The organism is Tistrella arctica, assembly GCF_039630945.1.
Classification (GTDB): Bacteria; Pseudomonadota; Alphaproteobacteria; order Tistrellales; family Tistrellaceae; genus Tistrella; species Tistrella bauzanensis.
This window is the reverse complement of the sequence record NZ_JBBKTV010000006.1, coordinates 40785-59854: the sequence shown is the minus strand read 5'-3', so window position 1 is coordinate 59854 and position 19070 is coordinate 40785. Positions and strand designations below refer to the sequence as shown.

Here is a 19070-nt window from a genome sequence, read left to right as displayed (position 1 = left end):
CGCTCACCCGGTCATGTCAGAGCGAGCACCGGTCAGGCCAGCGACAGCACCGCCGCACGCGCCTCGGCCTCGGCCGCATCCAGCGCCTCGTCGGCCACGGTTTCCACCGGCTCGCGGGTGCTGCGGCGGGTGCGCTCGCTGGCCGATTTCAACTGGCCGCAGGCCGCCAGAATATCGCGGCCGCGCGGCGTGCGCACCGGCGAGGAATAGCCCTGATCGTTCAGATAGGTGGCGAAGGTGCGGATCTGGGTCCAGCTTGAGCATTCGAAGGTGGAGCCGGGCCAGGGGTTGAACGGAATCAGATTGACCTTGGCCGGCACGCCGTCGAGCAGGCGGACCAGTTCGCGCGCATCGGCCAGACTGTCGTTCACGCCCTTCAGCATGACGTATTCGAAGGTGATCCGCCGGGCATTGCTGGCCGCCGGATAGGTCCGGCAGGCTTCCATCAGTTCGGCGATCGGATATTTGCGGTTGATCGGCACCAGCATGTCGCGGACGTCATCGGTGACCGCGTGCAGCGACACCGCCAGATTGACGCCGAGTTCCTCGCCGCAGCGCCGCATCATCGGCACCACGCCCGATGTCGACAGGGTGATCCGGCGGCGCGACAGGGCCACACCCTCGCCATCCATCACGATCCGCATCGCCTTGGCGACGGCATCGAAATTATACAGCGGCTCACCCATGCCCATCAGCACGATGTTTGAAATCAATCGGTTGGCATCGGTCGGGGTCGGCCATTCCCCCAACTGGTCGCGGGCGACCAGCATCTGGGCGGTGATCTCGGCGGCGGACAGGTTGCGCACCCAGGTCTGGGTGCCGGTGTGGCAGAACTTGCAGGTCAAGGTGCAGCCGACCTGAGACGACACGCACAGCGCGCCGCGCCCGTCATCGGGAATGTGGACGGTTTCCACCTCGCGGCCGTCGGCGAAGCGCATCAGCCATTTCGCCGTGCCGTCGGTGGACCGCTGATCGGCGGTGATCTCGGGCCGGCCGATCACGAAATGATCGGCCAGTTTCGCCCGGAACGCCTTGGGCACGTTCACCATGTCGTCGAAGCTGCGGGCGCCGCGGAAATACATCCAGTGCCAGAGCTGTTTGGCGCGGAACGGTTTCTCGCCCAGCGCCGCCATTTCGGCTTCGAGCTCGGACCGTTCCAGCCCGATCAGCGTGCGCCGCCCATCTCCCGGCACCAGGGTGGCGGGGGCGGTGGTCTGCGCGATCTTCTCGGCCGCACCCATGCGCCGCGCCGAGGCTGCGATCGCGGGGGAGACGGTGGCGCCTTCAGGCGCCGGCTGGACGATGACGGTCATGGCGTTGCGTGGTTACTCGAAGGTTGGAGATGAGGGGGGCGGAGATGAGGGGAACTGCGCGGCTCAGCCGCACTTGCTGATTTCGGTGACCCCGGCCGTGACGCCCGACAGGCTGTAGGTATCGGTGGTGGTGACATCGCCCTGGCGGGCGGTGCCCTTGACCACCATCGTGGCGCCGCCACGCATGGCGTCGAGCAGGCGGCGGTCGGTGTCGGCGTCACGCGCCCAGGCGGCCTCGCCATCGGTGAACAAGCGGAAATTGTTGCCGCCGATGGTGACCGCGACCTCGGTGCCGGGCTTGTAGGCATAGCCCGCGAACACGCTGACCTCGGTGACCATCCGGCCGCCGCTGTTGCGGCGGTTGACCATCACGCGGGCATCGCCGCGCCCCTTCACCTCACCCTGGCGTTGCTTCGGCGGGCTCGCGATCCAGCATGACGTCGTCTTGCCCGAGCCGGATTTGAAGCCGGTCCAGTCGCCGAAGGTGCCAAGCAGGCTGATCTCCTGCGCGGCGGCGGGGGCCATGCCGGCCACCGGCATGGCGACGACGGCGAACACGAGGGCGGCGGATGCCAGCGCAAGACGGCGGAAGGTGGAGGTGGAAGGACGGTTCATCTGGTCACCGGTATCTGGTGGACCCGCCGGAGCGGAAGCGGGTGCCCGGGCGGAGGGCGGCGAATAAGGCGGGTGAGACCCGGAAAGACTGGTTCCGGAGCCCGGGGATTTCAAGCACATGCTGGTCGATGTTCAACGCGCGGCATGACGGTTACAGTATCACGGGCGGCAGCCACGGCCCACCATTCAACCGATATCGCACGGCCACGGGGCCGATCCCTTGATCAGCGGATCGCGCCCCGCCATATCTGCCACGATGCAGAGGTGGTCTCGCCGGGCCGCCATCCGCTGCCGTCATCCGATGCATGATGACAGGCTGATCCGGATGCAGGCCCGGTCGGGACGCGTGGCCGACGATTGTCGTGATACCGGGCGCGTGGTGGTATGCTGCGGGCCGTGCCGGGGCGGCATCGGAACCAGAGCATGATTCCGGCGCCCGCCGGAGACGACTTATCGCACAGGCCCATAATTGTTTTCAAGGACCGGCAACCATGGCGTATGACACCCGCAGGGCATATGGCGCAGGATCGGGGGCGGCCGGGACGCAGGCCGCCGCCTTCGATGCCGGTTTGCGCGCCTATATGCTCGGGATCTACAACTATATGGCGTCGGCGCTGCTGCTGACCGGCATCGTGGCGGTGGCGGTGGCCAACACCCCGGCCGTCTATGAGGCGATCATGGGCACGGGGCTGCGCTGGGTGGCGATTCTGGCGCCGCTGGGCTTCGTGATCGCGCTGTCGGCCGGCATCAACCGGTTCAGCCGGGGCACCGTGCAGGTGCTGTACTGGCTGTATGCGGCATCGGTCGGCGTGTCGCTGTCGACCATCTTCATGGTCTATACCGGATCGAGCATCGCGCGGACGTTCTTCGTCACCGCCGCCGCCTTCGGCGCGCTCAGCCTTTACGGCTACACCACCAGGCGGTCGCTGTCGGGCTGGGGCTCGTTCCTGTTCATGGGGTTGATCGGGATCATCCTGGCCAGTGTGGTCAACATGTTCCTCGGCTCCACCATGCTGCAATTCGTGGTGTCGGTGGCCGGCGTGCTGATCTTCGCGGGGCTGACCGCCTATGATACCCAGCAGTTGAAGCAGATGTACGCCGCCAACATGGATGGCGAAACCGCCGGCAAGCTGAAGGTGATGGGCGCGCTCAGGCTGTATCTCGACTTCCTGAACATGTTCATGCTGCTGTTGCAGTTCATGGGCGGCCAGCGCAACTGACCGGCATCGGCCGCAGATCGTCTGTGATAGAGTGAAACGGCCCGCAGCGGATATGTTGCGGGCCGTTTCCATTCAGCCGCCATCACCGGTGCCGTCATGACCTTCAGCCGCCGAGACCGCTTCCGCCTGCGCCTGCTGCTGATGGTCGTGCTGATCGGCGTGGTCGATGGCGCCTTGTACAGCTTCAGCTATGGTGTCGGCCTCGACACGCAGGCGCGGGGTATCCTCACCGGCCTGCTGATCGCTCTGCCGATCGGCCTGTGGGAGACCTGGGCGTCGCAGAGCGCCTTCGGCCGGTTCGTGCGGCGGCAACGGGCGGTGATCACCGTCGCCATCAGCAGCCTGATCTATCTGTCGTCGATCCTGGTCGGCATTCATGTGGGCGCGGTGATCTTCGACGATCCGGAGAAGGCCAATGGCGTGATCGGCGCGATTTCCGATGACGCCTTCGCCTTCGCGGTCGCCATCTCACTGTTGATGAACATGGTGTTCCAGCTTCGGCGCATGGTGGGGCCGGATGTGCTTGTCCAGTTCCTCACCGGCCGCTATCACCACCCGCGTGAAGAGCACCGCGCGATCCTGTTCCTCGACATCCGTGGATCCACCGCGATTGCCGAGCAGATCGGCGCCATCCGCTTCCTCGATTTCCTGAACCGGTTCTATGCCGATCTGTCGGAGGCGATCCTGGAGACCGGCGGCCAGATCTATCGCTATGTCGGCGACGAGATCATCGTGACCTGGGATCTGGACAAGGTGGCGCGGACCGGAGGCTGTTTTCGGCTGCTGCAACTGGCCGAGGCGGTGATCGCGGAGCGCAGCCTTCAGTATCAACAGGCGTTCGGCGCGGTGCCGCGCTGGCGCGCGGGGCTGCATTGCGGTGTGGTCGCCGTGGGGGAACTGGGCGATATCCGTCAGGAAATCGTGCTGCTGGGCGATGCGGTGAACGTGACCGCCCGGCTGGTCGACCATGCCCGCGACACCGGCGAGGATGCGGTCGCCAGCGCCGATCTGGTGGAACGGATGGCGGCGGCGCCGCTGATGCCGATGCGGCTGCTGGGGGCTGTGGATATCCGCGGCCGGCGCGAACCGCTCAGGGTTTACGCGCTGGGCGCGCTGCCGCCGAATCGGGCGGCCAGGGGCATCGCCGCTGATCCCGCGCGGCGGGGCGTGTCGGCCACCGCCTGACGGGTGGGCGAAAAGCGTGCCGTTGACCGATCCCCAGATCTACGATCTCGCCGCTGTTGCGTTCATACGTGATGGTGGCCGCGCGACGATCGACGACAATGCGGTTCTTACGCGCGACACCGTGATCCGGCCCTGAGCGATCACGATTCCCGTCCGTCCGGCGCTGCGCCGAACAGGTCCGGCGTCGTCGGTGCCGCGTCGGTGGCGGCACGGGCGATCAACGCCGGTGGTGGCAGGGCCGCCAGCCGGGCCAGCGCCTCGGCGGCGTCGGTCGACGGGTCCAGCCACAGGCCGGCGAATGGATGGGCGTGGCTGTCAGCCGCCTCGTCCTCATTGGCCAGCGCCGGCATGCGCGGGTGGATATGGGCGATTGCCGGTGCCGCGGGGCGTGTGATGACCGTGAAGGCCGGCCGGCCGGCGGCGTCGCGGCCATAAAGCCCGGCCATCAGCACAAGCCCGCCATCGGCACGCCCCAGCCGCAGCCGGCCCTGGCCGCGACCTTCCAGCCAGGCGGTTGCCGGCACCAGGCAGCGCCGGCCCAGATGCGGGCGGAAGCTGGGGGCCTCGTCCAGCCGCTCGATCCGGGCATTGAACAGGGGGCTGCCATCCCAGGGCGCCGGCCAGCCCCAGGGCACCCGTGCGACGACGATCGCGCCCTGGTTGTCGACCAGCACCACCGGCGCCCGGTCGGTGGGTCTGACGACGGCGGTCGGGACGACGGCCGCCGTGTCGGCAAGGCCAGGGGGCAGCGCCGGTGGCGCGCCGAGCAGTCGTGCGAGCATCGCCTTCAGCTCGGCGGCGTTGACGCTGAGTTCATAGCGCGAGCACATCGGTCCGCCCCGTTCGCCGATGCCTCAGTCGGCTGAAAGATCCAGCAGGGCGCGGCCAGTCATGCCGCCGGCCAGAATCCGGGCCAGGGCCGCGTCCAGCCCCGACAGGCCGATCTTGTGGACCAGGGCGCCGGTGAGATGCGCATGCTTCAGATCGCCGGCCATCCGGTCCCACAGCGCCATGCGCGGGGCCATCGGGCAATAGACCGAGTCGATGCCCAGCAGGTTCACGCCGCGCAGGATGAAGGGCAGCACGGTGGTCTCGACCTTCACCCCGCCGGTCAGACCGCTGACCGCGACCGAGCCGCCATAGCGGGTGGTCGACAGCGCCCGTGCCAGGGTGGCACCGCCCACCGGATCGACCACCGCCGCCCATAGCTGGCTGTCGACCGGCTTGCCGGCCGTGGCCAGGGTCTGGCGGTCGACGATGGCGGCGGCCCCCAGGCTCTTCAGATAATCGGCCGCATCGGCCTTGCCGGTACCGGCATGGACCTCATAGCCCAGCCCGGCCAGCATGGCGACCGCATGGCTGCCGACACCACCGGTGGCGCCGGTGACCAGCACCGGCCCCTGATCGGGCTTGAGGCCGTTCTCTTCCAGCCGGCGCACCGACAGGGCGGCGGTGAAGCCGGCGGTGCCGAAGGCCATCGCCTCTTCGGCCGACAGGCCGGCCGGGCGCTTCACCACCCAGTCGGCCTTCACCCGGGCAAGCTCGGCGAAGCCGCCATCATGGGCGACGCCGGTCTCGAACCCGGTCACCAGCACCTCGTCACCCTCGACGAAGCGCGGATCGCGGCTTTCGGTGACCGTGCCGGCCAGATCGATGCCCGGCACCAGCGGATAGCGTCGGGCGACACCGCCCTTGGCCAAGGTCGCCAGCCCGTCCTTGTAATTGACGCTCGACCAGGCGACGCGGATGGTGACCTCGCCCTCCGGCAGATCGCTGGTTTCGCGGAGGACGACCTCGCGGGTGATTCGATCATCCTGGCGGTCGATGACGAAGGCGCGATAGCGTGTGGACATGGCGGGGCATTTTCCTCGGGCGATGATGGGGTGGCTGCGCGAAAGGATAGGCAAGTGCCGCCGTGGCCCGCAAGTGTCGCCTGTTCGGGCCACACATTCCCTGTCGCCTCTCGCATTCCGCCGTCCTCGTGCCATATCAGGTCGCATGTCATTCACGCCCGCCCCGGTCGCAACCGACCCCGCAGATCCCTCCGTGGCCATGCCGCAGCATGGCCGGCGGCGGCGTCGGCTGGGTCTGATCGCCAAAATCGCCATCACGCTTGCGGCGCTGGCGCTGGCCCTGCCGGATGCGCGGGCGCGCGACGTGGTCGACCGGCTTGCCACCACTGATCCGGGCTGGATTCTGGCCGCGATCGGCATCGTCTTTGCGCAGACGGTCATATCGGCGCTGCGCTGGCGGCGGGCGGCCCGGGCGACCGGCATCGTGTTGCGCGGCCGCACGGCCCTGCGGGCTCTGCTGGTCGCCAACGGGCTGGGGCAGGCGCTGCCGGCCTCGATCGGCACCGATGCGGCGCGGATCGGGCTGGTCCGGCGGCCCGACCGGCCGGTGGCGGCGCTGGTCTCGGGCGTGGTGCTCGACCGGCTGGCAGGGTTGATGGGGCTGGCGATCGCGGCGGCGGCTGCCCTGGCGCTGCTGCCGGCGCTGGGCATCGCGGCCGCGACATCGCAACGCGCCCCCGGTCTGGCCCTGCTGCCGGTGGCGGCGGCGCTGATCGGGCTGGCGCCGGTGCTGGCGGCGGGGCTGCTGGCCCGGCGGCAGCGGCGCCGACGAAAGCGACGCCGTGTCCGGCCGCTCGATTCCGCCAGCCGCCGGGCACGGCTGGGTGCCGGCGCCGACCGGGTGCTGCGCGATCTACGGCGGCTGGCCCGCAGGCCACGGCTGGCGCTGGCGCTGCTGGCGCCGACGCTGGTGATCCACAGCCTGACCGGGCTCGCCTTCTGGGCGGTGGCCCAGGCGCTGGGGCTGGGGCTGGAACCGGCGGCCGGCATCGCGCTGGGGGTACTGCTTGCCACCGCCGCCACCCTGCCGATCGCGATTGCGGGCTGGGGCGTGCGGGAAGGGGCGGCGGTGACCCTGCTGCCGCTGGCGGGCATCGCCACCGCCGATGCCTTCGCGGCCTCGGTCGCCTTCGGGCTGATGCTGCTGCTGGCGGGCGCCGCCGGCCTTGGGGCCTGGCTGCTGCCATCGGGCGACAGCCGACGCTGACGGCGCGGTCTGCCGGCCTTGCGCGGCTCGCATGCGCGGCAGCGGTCTGGCGTCGCGACGCGTTTCCTGCTATAGCCCCGCCATCTCGCTCCCGGCTTGAGACAAGCCATTGATCCATCAAACGGAGGCCCTCCGGATGGCACCCGCCGGCACTCGCATTTCGCGCGCCCTGATCTCGGTGTCCGACAAGACCGGTCTGGTCGATTTCGCCCGCTACCTTGTGGACAGCGGCGTCGAGATCCTCTCGACCGGCGGTTCCGCAAAGCTGCTGCGGCAGGCCGGCCTGCCGGTCGTCGACGTCGCCGACATGACCGGCTTTCCCGAAATGCTCGACGGCCGGGTGAAGACCCTGCATCCCAAGGTGCATGGGGGCATTCTGGGCCGGCGCGACCTCGTCACCCATCGCGACGCCATGGCCGAGCATCAGATCGACGCGATCGATCTGGTGGTGGTGAACCTGTATCCGTTCGAGGCGACGGTGGCCGCCGGTGCCGGCTGGGACGAGGCGATCGAGAATATCGACATCGGCGGACCGGCCCTGATCCGCGCCGCGGCCAAGAACCATGATTTCGTGACCGTGGTTGTCGACGCGGCCGATTACGCCCTGGTGCGGGCGGATATGGCGGTCAATTGCGGCGCCACCACACCGGAGCTGCGCCGCGCTCTGGCGGGGCGCGCCTATCGCCGCACCGCGGCCTATGACACCGCCATCGGCCGCTGGTTCGCCGAACAGGCCGAGGATGCCCTGCCCGAGCGGCTGACGGTGGGCGGCAATCGCGGCCAGATGCTGCGCTATGGCGAGAACCCGCACCAGTCGGCGGCGTTCTACACCACCGGCGAGGACCGCCCCGGTGTCGCCTCGGCGCGCCAGTTGCAGGGCAAGGAGCTGTCCTACAACAATCTGAACGACACCGACGCCGCCTATGAACTGGTGGCCGAATTCGACCGGCCGGCGGTGGCGATCATCAAGCATGCCAACCCCTGCGGTGTCGCCGAGGGCGCGGATCTGACCGCGGCCTATGCGGCGGCGCTGGCCTGCGACCCGGTCTCGGCCTTCGGCGGTATCGTCGCGGTCAACCGGCCGCTCGACGAGGCGCTGGCGGTGGAAATCGCCAAGATCTTCACCGAGGTGATCATCGCGCCCGAGATCACGCAAGCCGCGCGCGCGGTGTTCGCGGCCAAGAAGAACCTGCGGGTTCTGGAAGCCGGCCGGCTGCCCGATCCGGTGGCACCGGGGCTGGCGGTGCGCTCCATCGCCGGCGGTCTGCTGGTCCAGACCCGCGACGGCGGCCGCATCGGCCGCGACGACCTGCGGGTGGTGACGAAGCGCAACCCCACCGCTCAGGAACTCGACGATCTGCTGACCGCCTTCCGGGTCTGCAAGCATGTGAAGTCGAACGCGATCGTCTATGTGAAGAACGGCGCCACGGTCGGCATCGGTGCCGGACAGATGAGCCGGGTCGACAGCGCCCGCATCGCCGCCCGCAAATCGGAGGACGCCGCCGGTGCCAAGGGGCTCACGGGCCGGCTGACCGACGGCTCGGTGGTCGCCTCCGACGCCTTCTTCCCCTTCGCCGACGGCCTGCTCGCGGCCGTCGCCGCCGGTGCCACCGCGGTCATCCAGCCCGGCGGCTCGGTGCGTGACGACGAGGTGATCAAGGCCGCCGACGAGCATGGCCTGGCCATGGTCTTCACCGGCATGCGCCATTTCCGCCATTGATCAGCCGTCCCTGACCGGCATTTCCTCGGACGACGAAACCCCCGGCTTGCAGGCGCGAGCCGGGGGTTTTGTGTGTATGGGCCGTGTAGATGAGACGTGGTCACGCAGCGCCGGCCGCGCCGTTATCCCCCCGCCAGCGCGGTCAGGCGGCGGGCGGCGACGATGAGCATGGCGAGGGTGATGGCGGGGGCTGACAGCACCTCGTCGACGGCCGAGGCGGCGCGGGCGAGGGCGCCGGTTTCGGCTGTGGCCCAGACCTCGACATTGCCGCCGGGATCGCGGGCGAAGATGGTGGCGGTGGCGCGGCGCTGGACGCCATAGAGGTCGTCGATGACGCTGGTCACCGCCAGCCGTTCCCACGGGTCGTCGACGACGATCGCGCGCGCGGCATGACGCAGGGCATGCAGCCGCAGGCGCGGGTCGACGGCGTAATAGACCGGGGCCACCCGGTCGACCGGCAGGTTCAGGGTTTCCGACAGGGCCGCCAGATCGAAGGCCGAGACCAGAGAGCCCATCTGCGACAGACCGCGCGCCGCCTGATCGTCCAGCCCGTCGGTGGCGAGGCGGCCGGCATCGACACCGATCGCCGCGACCACCTCGGCCGGCAGCACCTGATCCAGCACCGCAGACAGACGGGTGGCCGTGGGCTGGAAGCGGGCGATGACCTCGCCGATGGTGGCGGCGCGGCCGCCGCGCACCAGCAGCCAGCGCATCGCCTGGGTCAGCCGCCGCGACAGCCGGTCCAGCGCTTCAAGCCGCCGGGCCGGCAGCATCCGGCCCTCGGCGTCGTCGAGCGCCGCCCACAGCCGCTTCAGGCCCAGAACGTCGCGCGCCACCACATAGGCGCGCAGGATCTCGGCCGGGCCCTGGCCGGTTTCGTCGGCCAGTTCACGAGCAAGGCAGGGGCCGCCGCGATTGACCATCTCGTTAACCAGATGGGTGGCCAGGATTTCGCGGCGCAGCGGATGGTCGGCGATATGGTCGGGGAAGCGGGCGGCGATCGGCTGCGGGAAATAGGATTGCAGATCCGCGACCAGCGCCGGATCGTCGAGCAGCGGATCCTCGGCGACCGCGTGGGTCAGCTCGATCTTGGCATAGGCGAGCAGCACCGACAGCTCGGGCCGGGTGAGCCCCAGCCCGTCACGGGCACGGCGGGCGAGCTCGGCCTCGTCGGGCAGGCGTTCAAGCTGGCGGTCGAGCACGCCGGCCGCCTCCAGCCCGCGCAGCAACCGGGCATGGCGATCCAGCCGCTGGAATGCCTCGCGCCGCTCGACCGACAGCACCTGGTTCTGAAGCTCGTTGTTGGCGAGCACCAGGCCTGCGACCTCTTCGGTCATCTCGCCCAGCAGCAGATCGCGCTGTTTGCGGGTCATGTCGCCGGCTTCCAGCACGGCGCCCAGCAGGATCTTGATGTTCACCTCGTGGTCGGAGCAGTCGACGCCGCCGGAATTGTCGATGGCATCGGTGTTGATCCGGCCGCCGGCCAGCGCGTATTCGATCCGGGCCGGCTGGGTGAAGCCCAGATTGGCGCCTTCGCCGACCACCTTGGCGCCAAGCTCGGCCGCGGTCACCCGCAATGCGTCGTTGGTGCGGTCGCCGGCATCGGCGTCGCGTTCATGGGTGGCGCGCACGAAGGTGCCGATGCCGCCGAACCACAGCAGATCGACCGGCGCCTTCAGCATTGCCCGGATCAGTGCCGCGGGCGCGATCCGGGTCTCGGTGATGCCCAGCAGCGCGCGGATCTCGGGTGTCGTCTCGACGGTCTTGGCGCTGCGGTCATAAACCCGGCCGCCGGGTGAGAGTACCGCCGGATCGTAATCGCCCCAGCCCGACCGGGCGGCGGTGAACAGTCGCGCGCGCTCGGCGAAGCTCAGCGCCGGATCGGGGGCGGGGTCCAGGAAGATGTGCAGATGGTTGAAGGCGCCCACCAGCCGCAGGCTTTCAGACCGGAGCAGGCCGTTGCCGAACACATCGCCGCCCATGTCGCCGACGCCGATCACCGACACCGGATCGGACTGGACATCCACGCCGGCCTCGCGGAAATGCCGGCGCACCGACACCCAGGCCCCGCGCGCGGTGATCGCCATCTTCTTGTGGTCATAGCCGGCCGATCCGCCGGACGCGAAGGCATCGCCCAGCCAGAAGCCGCGTTCCTCGGCAATGCCGTTGGCGATGTCGGAAAAGCTGGCGGTGCCCTTGTCGGCGGCCACCACCAGATAGGGGTCGTCGCCGTCGCGGCGGTGGACCGACGCCGGCGGCATCAGCGCACCAGCCTTCAGATTGTCGGTGATGTCGAGCATGCCGCCGACGAAATCGCGATAGCAGCCGATCACCTCGGCCTGAAGCTCGGGCCGGGTGGCGGGGGGGCGCTTGACGATGAAGCCGCCCTTGGCGCCGGTTGGCACGATCACCGCGTTCTTGACCATCTGGGCCTTCATCAGCCCCAGGATCTCGGTGCGGAAATCCTCCAGGCGGTCCGACCAGCGGATGCCGCCACGCGCGACCCGGCCGCCGCGCAGATGCACCGCCTCCACCCGCGGCGAATAGACGAAGATCTCGCGGAACGGCCGGGGCGGCGGCAGGTCGGGCAGGGCCGCGCCATCCAGCTTGATCGCCAGCACCGGCCGGTGGCCGCCATCGCCGTCGCGCTGATAGGCGTTGGTACGCAGAGCGGCCAGCACGACATCGCGATAGCGGCTGAGGATGCGGTCCTCGTCGACATTGACCACCGCATCCAGGCCCTGGGCGATCGCGTCGACCAGCCGTGCCGCCTCGGCCTCGGCGGTATCGGATGCCGAACCGGTGGCATGGCGGGCGGGATCGAGCCGGGCGTGGAACAACTGCACGATCAGCCGGGCGATGTCGCCGTGGCGGGTCAGGGTCTGTTCAACCGTGCTCTGTGCGAAGGGCAGGCCGATCTGGCGCATATAGCGATACAGCGCCCGCAGGATCACCACCTCGTCGGCGGTGAGGCCGGCGCGCAGCACCAGGGCGTTGAAGCGGTCGTTCTCCACTTCGCCACGCCAGACCCGGGCCAGGGTTTCCTCCAGCAGCGGCCCCAGCCGCGCCGGGTCGAAGGCCGCGCCATGCAGGTCGATCAGCCCGAAATCATGCAGCCAGGCGATGGCACCGCCGGCGTCGGCGTCCTCGATCGGATAGGGCTGCTCGTCGATCACCCGGAAGCCCAGATTCTCGATCATCGGCAGCACGTCGGACAGCGCGATCGGGCCGCCGGGGCGGGCCAGCTTCAGGCGCAGCGCCGCCGAGGTGTTGCCGCCGACGGGGGTATAGAAGGCGATGGCGATCGCCGCCGGGTCGTTGCCCAGGGCATCCAGCCTCAGCAGATCGGCAACGCCATGCTCGGGCCCGAAGCGTTCGGCATAATGCGCCGGCAAGCCTCGGCCGGGGCCGCGCCACAGCGCCAGGCCGCGTTCCTCGCCGACCGCATCGACCAGCGCTTCGCGCAGTTCATCCGACCAGCCGCGCACCAGCCGGGCCAGCCGGCGTTCCAGCGCCGCCACATCCACCGCCGGCACCTCGTCTTCCGGTGCCACCATCAGCACGAAGCGCAGCCGGGCGAGGGGTGCTTCCGAAATCTGCGCCTCGGCCAGTTCAGCCGCCTCCTCGGCCAGCGTGCCGCCGGTCGCGGCCTCAAGCTCGGCCAGGATGCGCCGGCGCAGCCGGCCGTCGAAGGCGTCGCGCGGCACATAGACCAGCGCGCTCCAGAACCGGCCGAAGGCGTCGCGGCGCAGAAACAGCCGCAGCCGCTGACGCAATTGAAGCTTCAGGATGCCCAGCGCGTTGGCCAGCAGGTCGTCTTCGCCGATCTGCAGCAATTCGTCGCGCGGATAGGTTTCCAGCACATTCAGCAGCGCCTTGGCGTCGTGGCCGCCGGCGGCGAAGCCGGCGCGGGCCACGATGCTGGCGACCTTGCGCCGGATCAGCGGGATCGCGCGCGGGTTGCTGTGATAGGCAACCGAGGTGAACAGGCCCAGAAACAGCCGCTCGCCTTCAACCGTGCCGTCGGGGCCATAGGTCTTGACGCCGATATAGTCCATCGGTGCCGCGCGGTGGACGGTGGCGCGGAACCGGGATTTGGTGATGGTGACGGGATCGGGGCCGAAGGGGGTGTCGGTGGTATGGATTGTGAAACCGGCCAGCCCGCGCGGCCGCTCGCGGCCGCTGTCGTCGGTGCGGCCATCCATCACGCCCAGGGTCTTCACCACATCCACCCGCCGCTGGCCGTGCTCGTCGGCCGGGGCGAAGCGGCAGTCCTGGAAACCCAGGAAGGTGAAGTTGTCGTCGCGGATCCAGCGCAGGAAGGCCGCATGCTCGCTGGCGATATCGTCGGGCAGCGTGGTGTCGGGCAGTGCCTCGATATCGGCGATCGCGCGGTCGATCTCGTCGCGCATCTGGCGCCAGTCGTCGACCGCCAGCGCCACATCGCCCAGGATCTCGACCAGCCGTCCGCGGATCCGGGCCAGGGCCTCGGCATCGGGCTGGCGGGTCACCTCGATCAGCATGAAGCTTTCGCGCAGCACCCGGCCCGGCTGGTCTTCGCCGTCTCCGGTGTCGCCATCGGTGGCCGCAATGCCCAGATAGCGGCCATCATCGTCGCGGCGCAGGGTGACGATCGGATGGATCAGCCCATGCAGCGCCAATCCCATCTGGTTCAGGGCTGCCACCACGCTGTCGACCAGGAAGGGCCGGTCGTCGGTGTTGATCATCACCACGCTGTGGCGACTCTGCCAGCCATGGCGGTCGATATCGGGGTTGAACACGTCGACCAGCGTCTCGCCGGGGTGGCGTGTGCGGGCAAAGGCCATGTGGCCGAGTGCGGCACCGGCCAGCCGGCGGGCGCCGCCGGCTGGCAGTTCATCCAGCCCGCCGGCGTAATAGGCCCGGATGAATGCCATTGCGTCGCGTGCACCGTCACCGGCCATGCGGGTTTCGATCAGGGCCGCGATCGCGTCCATCGGCACGGTTCCGGTGTCGTCGACACCGGCTTGGGTGGCCTCCGGCATATTTCCTCCCCTTCGGGCTTTTTCTGGTGGCGTCCGGCCGGGGGGCCGGTGCCTTTGCCGCCGTTAAGGGTGGGGTCGAACGGCGTTTGGTACAAGCACGGGACGATGACGGATCAGCTGATTCTGCATGAATTGGTGCCCTGGCGACCGCCAGCCCCGACTGCCCGGCACCGATGATCGCGACGGGCACCACAGCGGCGCCGGTGCCTGTCTCCGTGTTGGTGCCTGTCTCCGTGTTGGTGTCTCCGTCATGTGCCCCCTCGTCCTGGCCGGCCGATCACGGCGGCGATCCAGAACCCGGCGGCGATGAGCACCGATCCGGCGGTCAGCACCGGCATCACCGTGTCATAGGACTGGCCTATCCCCCACAGCATCGCGGCCCCCGCCGGGGCCAGGGCCTTGGCGATCAGGCTGGGGGCGGTGAGCGCGCCATTGACGGCGCCGTAAGCTTCCGGTCCGATCATCTCGGGCACGGCGAGCCCCCGCACGATGGTCATGATGCCGTTTGCGGCGCCATAGAGCACGGCCACCACCGCAATGGCCCAGAAGCCGGGCGGCGCCAGCCACAGCAGCAGCAGGGCAGCCGGGAACACGGCGACCACGCCCATGCCGATCAGCCGCACCGAGGCGCGCGGCGCCAGCACCCAGATCGCGATCCGGCCGGCCACCTGCGCCGGGCCGATGATCGCCATGGCGGCGACGATGGCCGTGGTGGCAAAGCCGCGTTCGGCCAGCAGCGGATAGAGATGAAAGGTGAAGGCCGAGAACACCGCGGCATAGGCGGTGAACGACAGCGCCAGCGCCCAGAACACCGGTCGGCGCAGGGCCAGACGCAGCGCGCCGCCACCGGCAGTGTCACCGGCCATGGCGGCCGGACGCGCCGGGACCGGGCCGGCGCCGGCGCTGCCCCGGCGGTCGATCACCCAGGCATAGAGGGGGGCCGAGACCAGGAGGTTGATCAGCCCCAGCACGACCAGTGTGTTCCGCCAGCCCAGATGGTCGAGCAGCAACTGGATCAGCGGAATGAACACCGTGCTGGCGAAACCGCCCCAGAGCGTCAGCGCGGTGATGCCGCGTCGGGCCTGAAGCGGCCCGGTGCGGCGGGCGACCACCGCGAAGGCCGGTTCATACAGCGTGGCGGCCTGCATCACGCCCAGACCGGCCAGGATCAGATACAGCGCCATCAGGCTGTCGATGCCCGACCAGACAAAAAGCAGCAGCCCGGCCAGCACCGCGCCGCCGGCCATGACCGCCCGGCCATGGCCCCGGTCGATGGCGGTGCCGACCGGTATCGCCGCCAGCCCCGCCGCCAGCAGACCCACCGAGGCGGCACCGTATAGTGCCGGCTTGCCATGCCCCAGATCGCGGGCCATGGCATCGGCGATCTGGGGAAAGGCGTAATAGAGCGAGCCCCAGGAACAGATCTGGCCGATGCCGAGTCCGGTGATCAGCCGGTGATGCCGTGGGGCCGCGCCGGCGGCGGGCGATGTCGCGGTGGTCGTCATGCGGCACTGCCGCAGCAGCCGGCGGCGGCCGGCCGGGGATCGGCGATCCGGCGTGGGGCTGTGCTGCACACCCCGGTTTCGGGCAGCACCAGCCGCACGTCGCGTGCCGCCGCATGGTCGCCCGCCAGTTCCGCCACCACCGATCGCACCTGCTCATACCCCGTGGCCATCAGGAAGGTCGGCGCCCGGCCATAGGACTTGCCGCCTGCGACATAATAGCCGGGTTCCGCCGGCGCGTGCAGTTCCGCCACACCATGGGGCGGCACGCTGCCGCAGGAATGCAGGTTCGGGTCGATCAGCGGCGCCAGGGCCGGCGGCGCCTCGACCACCGGATCGTGGCTGAGCCGCAGTTCGCGGGTGAGCGACAGATCGGGCCGCAGGCCTGTGGCCACCACCACCCGGTCGACCGCGAGGCGCGTGGCGGTATCGCCTTCATGACCATCGATCAGCAGCGACGTGCCGTCGCCGGCAACCGTGATCGCGCTGGCCGCGAAACCGTGAAGCAGGGTGACGCGGCCACCGGCGGCAGCGGCCAGTGCATCGCTGCCCAGCGCGCCCCGGGCCGGCAGGCCGTCGGCCGTGCCGCCACCGGCGATACGGCCGGCATCCCTGCGGCGCAGGGCCCACAGGATGCGGGTCCGGGGTGCGGTGTCGCGCAGGCGCAGCAGCTCCAGCACCACAGTCATGGCCGAATGGCCGCCGCCGATCACCAGCACCCGGCGGCCGGCATAACCGGCGCGGTCGCGGCCGGCGACGTCGGGTATTCCGGTCGCCAGCAGGCCGGCGGCGCCGGCGATGTCTTCGCCCGCAACCGGCAGGCCGTCGACCCCGGCGGGAGAGGGATTGCCCCAGCAGCCGGTGGCGTCGATCACCGCCCGTGCCGGATCAACATGGCGGATGCCGCCGGCATCGCGCCAATGGATCATGAACGGCCGCGAGGCGCGGGGTGCCGCCGCATCGCCACCCGACACACGGTCGAGGCCGGCACGGGTGACGGCTTCGACCGTGGCATCGAGCGTCAGGTGCTGGGCAATCGCCGGCAACGCCGCCAGCGGCGCCAGATAATCATCGATCAGGCTGGCGCCGGTCGGCAGGAACTCGTCATCGGGCAGGGCCACCCCCGCCCGGTCGAGCAGGTGGCGTGCCGCCGGTGCCACATTCAGCCCCATGGGCGAGAACAGCCGGACATGCCGCCAATCCGCGACCGATGCGGCGGGATGGCCGGCGCGCTCATAGATCCGGAAGGGCAGGCCGCGCAGGGTCAGTTCGGCGGCGGCGGCGAGCCCCACCGGGCCGGCGCCCAGAACCGCGATGGTATCGGTCATCGGAAGATCCTCGTCTCAAGCCATCGATGCATAGATCATCGATGTATATCGTGCCAAAAAGAGGCAGCGTCCGCTGCCAGTTTGGTTGCCACGCCGCTGCCGAACGCTGCCGTGATGGCTGTCAGCAGCAGGCGGGATCGTCGTCGGGTCGGGCTGTGGCGGGCAGATCGTGGCCGGCGACCGCGCCGGCATCGATCAGCGCGCGGGTGACCTCCATCCACGCCTCCACCGCCACCTGAAAGGCCTGGTGGCCGCGATCGGTGAGGGTATAGACCCGCCGTTCGCGGCCCGAGACCAGTTCGGCGCGGACGGTGACATAGCCGCCGGCCTCGAAATCGCGCAGCACCGGATAGATCGTGCCTTCGGTGGGCGAGCAGCAGCCCCGGGTGATCCGCTCAACCGTGCGGGCGATGTCGTAGCCGTGCATCGGGCCGTCATGCAGCACGCGCAGGATGAAGAATTTCGACAGGCTCATCTTGATCGTGCCGGCCCAATAGGCCCGGCTGGTGAAGTCGGGCACCGGTTTCGGCACGGCACGGGTCGCGGCTGAGGCAGTGGGGGCGCTGGTCATGGCATGATCTTGAGCCGGCATCACTCGGCTGTCAATGCCCCGATGCATTGATGATCAATGTATTGGATCGGAGATGTATGGGGCCGGGACTGTATAGAATCGGGTGGGCGTCACCGTCGCAGCACCAGCACATTGCCGGCCAGGATGATCGCGGCGCCCGCCAGGATGACCGGGGTCAGCACCAGCCCTTCGAACCCCCAGGACAGGCTGAGCGCCACCAGCGGCACCAGGGCCATGGCATAGGCGGCGCGCCCGGGACCGATACGCCGCACCAGGCTGAAATAGACCAGGAAATTCACGCAGGATGCCGGCACCGCCAGATAGGCGAGGCTGGCCACATAACGCGGCGACGGATCGAAGCGGATCGGCTGGCCCGACAGGATGGCGGCGGCAAAGGCGGTGGCGCCGCCGATCAGCCCGCCCCAGGTGATCACCGTTTCCATGGCGAGGCCCCGGCTTTGATTGCGGGCGCCGATCACCGTGCCGAAACCGGCGGCAATGGCGGCCAGCGCCGCCCAGGCGAGACCGGCAACAACGGCGGTGGCGTCGCCTGTCGTGCCGCCACGGCTGCCGGCCAGCCGGTCGCCGGCGATCAGCGCCAGGATGTCGCCGGAAAACACCACGGCCACGCCCAGAATACCCAGGCCCAGGCCCAGCCCGTGGCGGATGGTCAGCCGCGTGCCCAGCACCAGCCGGCCGAACAGCGCCGCGAACACCGATGATGTCGACAGCACCAGCGCCGCCGGACCGCTGGGGATCAGCCGCACGGCGTTGTAGAAGGCGATGAAGGCGAGGCCGAAGAACAGCACGCCTTGAACCAGCACCCAGGGCCGGTCGGTGCGCGGCACCGTCAGCGTCACGCCCCGCCACCGCGCCCACAGCATCATCAGCAGCCCGGCGGTCACCATCCGATAGCCGACCGAGACCAGGGCCGGAACGGGGCCGGCCTGAAAGGCGGTGGCCAGCGCGCCGCCACCCCAGAGCAGGGCGGTGAACATGAACAGGAAGGCGTTCATCCGCTAAAAGCTGACGCAGGCGGTGTCGAGCGCCAGCCCCACGGCCTGCTGATCGAACCGGATCATGTAATCGCGGCGCAGGGTATCGAGCCGCTGGCGCAGCACCGGGGCCGGGCCGTCGGCGAGCAGGATGAGGCTGCGCCCGGCCTCGCGGATCGTCTGGCCGGTTTCGGTGTCGCGCCAGCCGCCGGTGGTTTCGATGATCGTGAACCCGTCGGGGAAAGCCGGGCTGACCGTCTGGTCGACGAAGCCGTCGAACTCGGCGTCGGTGACCGGCGGGCGACCATCGGGGCGGCTGAGACCGAAGAACAACTGGGCACGGGTCATGCGCGCATCGCCGTCGAGGCAGGCAGGTGACAGGCCGTGCGGCGCGCTGGCGACATGGCGCGGCCCCTCACCGCGTAATGATGGCCCGCCGGCGCAGGCCCCGAGCAGAAGAGCGAGACCGATGGCGGCGACGGCCGGCCACTGGTGCAGGGCTGACTGGTGGCGCATGGCGCGAACGGTTCCTCTGAT

Annotated in this window: 14 protein-coding genes; 4 read left to right on the top strand and 10 right to left on the bottom strand. The window is 69.6% G+C overall.

Features of this window, described 5'->3' with window-relative positions:
* Nucleotides 1-32: 32 nt before the first annotated feature.
* Both rlmN and WG924_RS14260 read right to left on the bottom strand, forming a co-directional pair.
* Nucleotides 33-1313, bottom strand: a complete 1281-nt coding sequence (rlmN, locus tag WG924_RS14265) for a dual-specificity RNA methyltransferase RlmN (RefSeq protein WP_372044852.1) — start codon at nt 1311-1313, stop codon at nt 33-35.
* A gap of 63 nt (nt 1314-1376) precedes the next feature.
* Entirely contained in the window at nt 1377-1928 is a 552-nt protein-coding gene (locus tag WG924_RS14260) for an invasion associated locus B family protein (protein ID WP_345933716.1), read from the bottom strand.
* 491 nt (nt 1929-2419) lie between these two features.
* On the opposite strand from WG924_RS14260, the gene WG924_RS14255 reads away from it, so the two are divergent.
* Nucleotides 2420-3148, top strand: coding sequence for a Bax inhibitor-1/YccA family protein (locus WG924_RS14255; RefSeq protein ID WP_345933715.1), 729 nt, complete (start codon nt 2420-2422; stop codon nt 3146-3148).
* A 96-nt stretch (nt 3149-3244) separates the two neighbouring features.
* Nucleotides 3245-4333, top strand: coding sequence for an adenylate/guanylate cyclase domain-containing protein (locus WG924_RS14250; protein ID WP_345933714.1), 1089 nt, complete (start codon nt 3245-3247; stop codon nt 4331-4333).
* 140 nt (nt 4334-4473) lie between these two features.
* Here the strand turns inward: WG924_RS14250 and WG924_RS14245 are convergent, their stop codons facing one another.
* Both WG924_RS14245 and WG924_RS14240 read right to left on the bottom strand, forming a co-directional pair.
* Entirely contained in the window at nt 4474-5163 is a 690-nt protein-coding gene (locus WG924_RS14245) for an SOS response-associated peptidase (protein ID WP_345933713.1), read from the bottom strand.
* 24 nt (nt 5164-5187) lie between these two features.
* A complete protein-coding gene (locus tag WG924_RS14240) occupies nt 5188-6186 on the bottom strand; it encodes an oxidoreductase (RefSeq protein WP_345933712.1) in 999 nt (332 codons plus the stop codon).
* A 199-nt stretch (nt 6187-6385) separates the two neighbouring features.
* Here WG924_RS14240 and WG924_RS14235 point away from each other — a divergent pair, with 199 nt between their 5' ends.
* Together WG924_RS14235 and purH are read left to right on the top strand one after the other, a co-directional pair.
* On the top strand, nt 6386-7393 hold the full coding sequence (locus tag WG924_RS14235) for a lysylphosphatidylglycerol synthase transmembrane domain-containing protein (protein WP_345934125.1): 1008 nt from the start codon (nt 6386-6388) through the stop codon (nt 7391-7393).
* A gap of 136 nt (nt 7394-7529) precedes the next feature.
* On the top strand, nt 7530-9113 hold the full coding sequence (gene purH / locus WG924_RS14230) for a bifunctional phosphoribosylaminoimidazolecarboxamide formyltransferase/IMP cyclohydrolase (protein WP_345933711.1): 1584 nt from the start codon (nt 7530-7532) through the stop codon (nt 9111-9113).
* Between the two features lie 122 nt (nt 9114-9235).
* On the opposite strand, the gene WG924_RS14225 is transcribed toward purH, so the two are convergent.
* From WG924_RS14225 to WG924_RS14200, 6 genes are all read right to left on the bottom strand, one after another.
* Nucleotides 9236-14137 carry an NAD-glutamate dehydrogenase gene (locus WG924_RS14225; protein ID WP_345933710.1) on the bottom strand — a complete coding sequence of 1634 codons (4902 nt, stop codon included), beginning with the start codon at nt 14135-14137 and terminating at the stop codon, nt 9236-9238.
* Nucleotides 14138-14385: 248 nt separating this feature from the next.
* Nucleotides 14386-15642 (bottom strand): MFS transporter, encoded by a 1257-nt coding sequence (locus WG924_RS14220; RefSeq protein ID WP_345933709.1) that lies wholly within the window; start codon nt 15640-15642, stop codon nt 14386-14388.
* The gene (locus tag WG924_RS14215; protein WP_345933708.1) at nt 15639-16967 is read right to left on the bottom strand and encodes an NAD(P)-binding protein; all 1329 of its coding nucleotides are present in this window, start codon (nt 16965-16967) and stop codon (nt 15639-15641) included. The genes WG924_RS14220 and WG924_RS14215 overlap by 4 nt, the downstream gene beginning before the upstream one ends.
* 121 nt (nt 16968-17088) lie before the next feature.
* Nucleotides 17089-17538, bottom strand: coding sequence for a PadR family transcriptional regulator (locus WG924_RS14210; RefSeq protein WP_345933707.1), 450 nt, complete (start codon nt 17536-17538; stop codon nt 17089-17091).
* A 110-nt stretch (nt 17539-17648) separates the two neighbouring features.
* On the bottom strand, nt 17649-18554 hold the full coding sequence (locus WG924_RS14205) for a DMT family transporter (RefSeq protein ID WP_345933706.1): 906 nt from the start codon (nt 18552-18554) through the stop codon (nt 17649-17651).
* 3 nt (nt 18555-18557) lie between these two features.
* On the bottom strand, nt 18558-19049 hold the full coding sequence (locus WG924_RS14200; protein ID WP_345933705.1) for a DUF3574 domain-containing protein: 492 nt from the start codon (nt 19047-19049) through the stop codon (nt 18558-18560).
* Nucleotides 19050-19070 lie beyond the last annotated feature (21 nt).

What these genes read in the sequence shown, in the direction of transcription:
- purH (WP_345933711.1), top strand. Translation starts at nt 7,530, where the DNA reads ATGGCACCCGCCGGCACTCGCATTTCGCGCGCCCTGATCTCGGTGTCC.
- WG924_RS14200 (WP_345933705.1), bottom strand. Translation starts at nt 19,049, where the DNA reads ATGCGCCACCAGTCAGCCCTGCACCAGTGGCCGGCCGTCGCCGCCATC.
- WG924_RS14240 (WP_345933712.1), bottom strand. Translation starts at nt 6,186, where the DNA reads ATGTCCACACGCTATCGCGCCTTCGTCATCGACCGCCAGGATGATCGA.
- WG924_RS14245 (WP_345933713.1), bottom strand. Translation starts at nt 5,163, where the DNA reads ATGTGCTCGCGCTATGAACTCAGCGTCAACGCCGCCGAGCTGAAGGCG.
- rlmN (WP_372044852.1), bottom strand. Translation starts at nt 1,313, where the DNA reads ATGACCGTCATCGTCCAGCCGGCGCCTGAAGGCGCCACCGTCTCCCCC.
- WG924_RS14205 (WP_345933706.1), bottom strand. Translation starts at nt 18,554, where the DNA reads ATGAACGCCTTCCTGTTCATGTTCACCGCCCTGCTCTGGGGTGGCGGC.
- WG924_RS14215 (WP_345933708.1), bottom strand. Translation starts at nt 16,967, where the DNA reads ATGACCGATACCATCGCGGTTCTGGGCGCCGGCCCGGTGGGGCTCGCC.
- WG924_RS14220 (WP_345933709.1), bottom strand. Translation starts at nt 15,642, where the DNA reads ATGACGACCACCGCGACATCGCCCGCCGCCGGCGCGGCCCCACGGCAT.
- WG924_RS14250 (WP_345933714.1), top strand. Translation starts at nt 3,245, where the DNA reads ATGACCTTCAGCCGCCGAGACCGCTTCCGCCTGCGCCTGCTGCTGATG.
- WG924_RS14225 (WP_345933710.1), bottom strand. Translation starts at nt 14,137, where the DNA reads ATGCCGGAGGCCACCCAAGCCGGTGTCGACGACACCGGAACCGTGCCG.
- WG924_RS14260 (WP_345933716.1), bottom strand. Translation starts at nt 1,928, where the DNA reads ATGAACCGTCCTTCCACCTCCACCTTCCGCCGTCTTGCGCTGGCATCC.
- WG924_RS14210 (WP_345933707.1), bottom strand. Translation starts at nt 17,538, where the DNA reads ATGACCAGCGCCCCCACTGCCTCAGCCGCGACCCGTGCCGTGCCGAAA.
- WG924_RS14235 (WP_345934125.1), top strand. Translation starts at nt 6,386, where the DNA reads ATGCCGCAGCATGGCCGGCGGCGGCGTCGGCTGGGTCTGATCGCCAAA.
- WG924_RS14255 (WP_345933715.1), top strand. Translation starts at nt 2,420, where the DNA reads ATGGCGTATGACACCCGCAGGGCATATGGCGCAGGATCGGGGGCGGCC.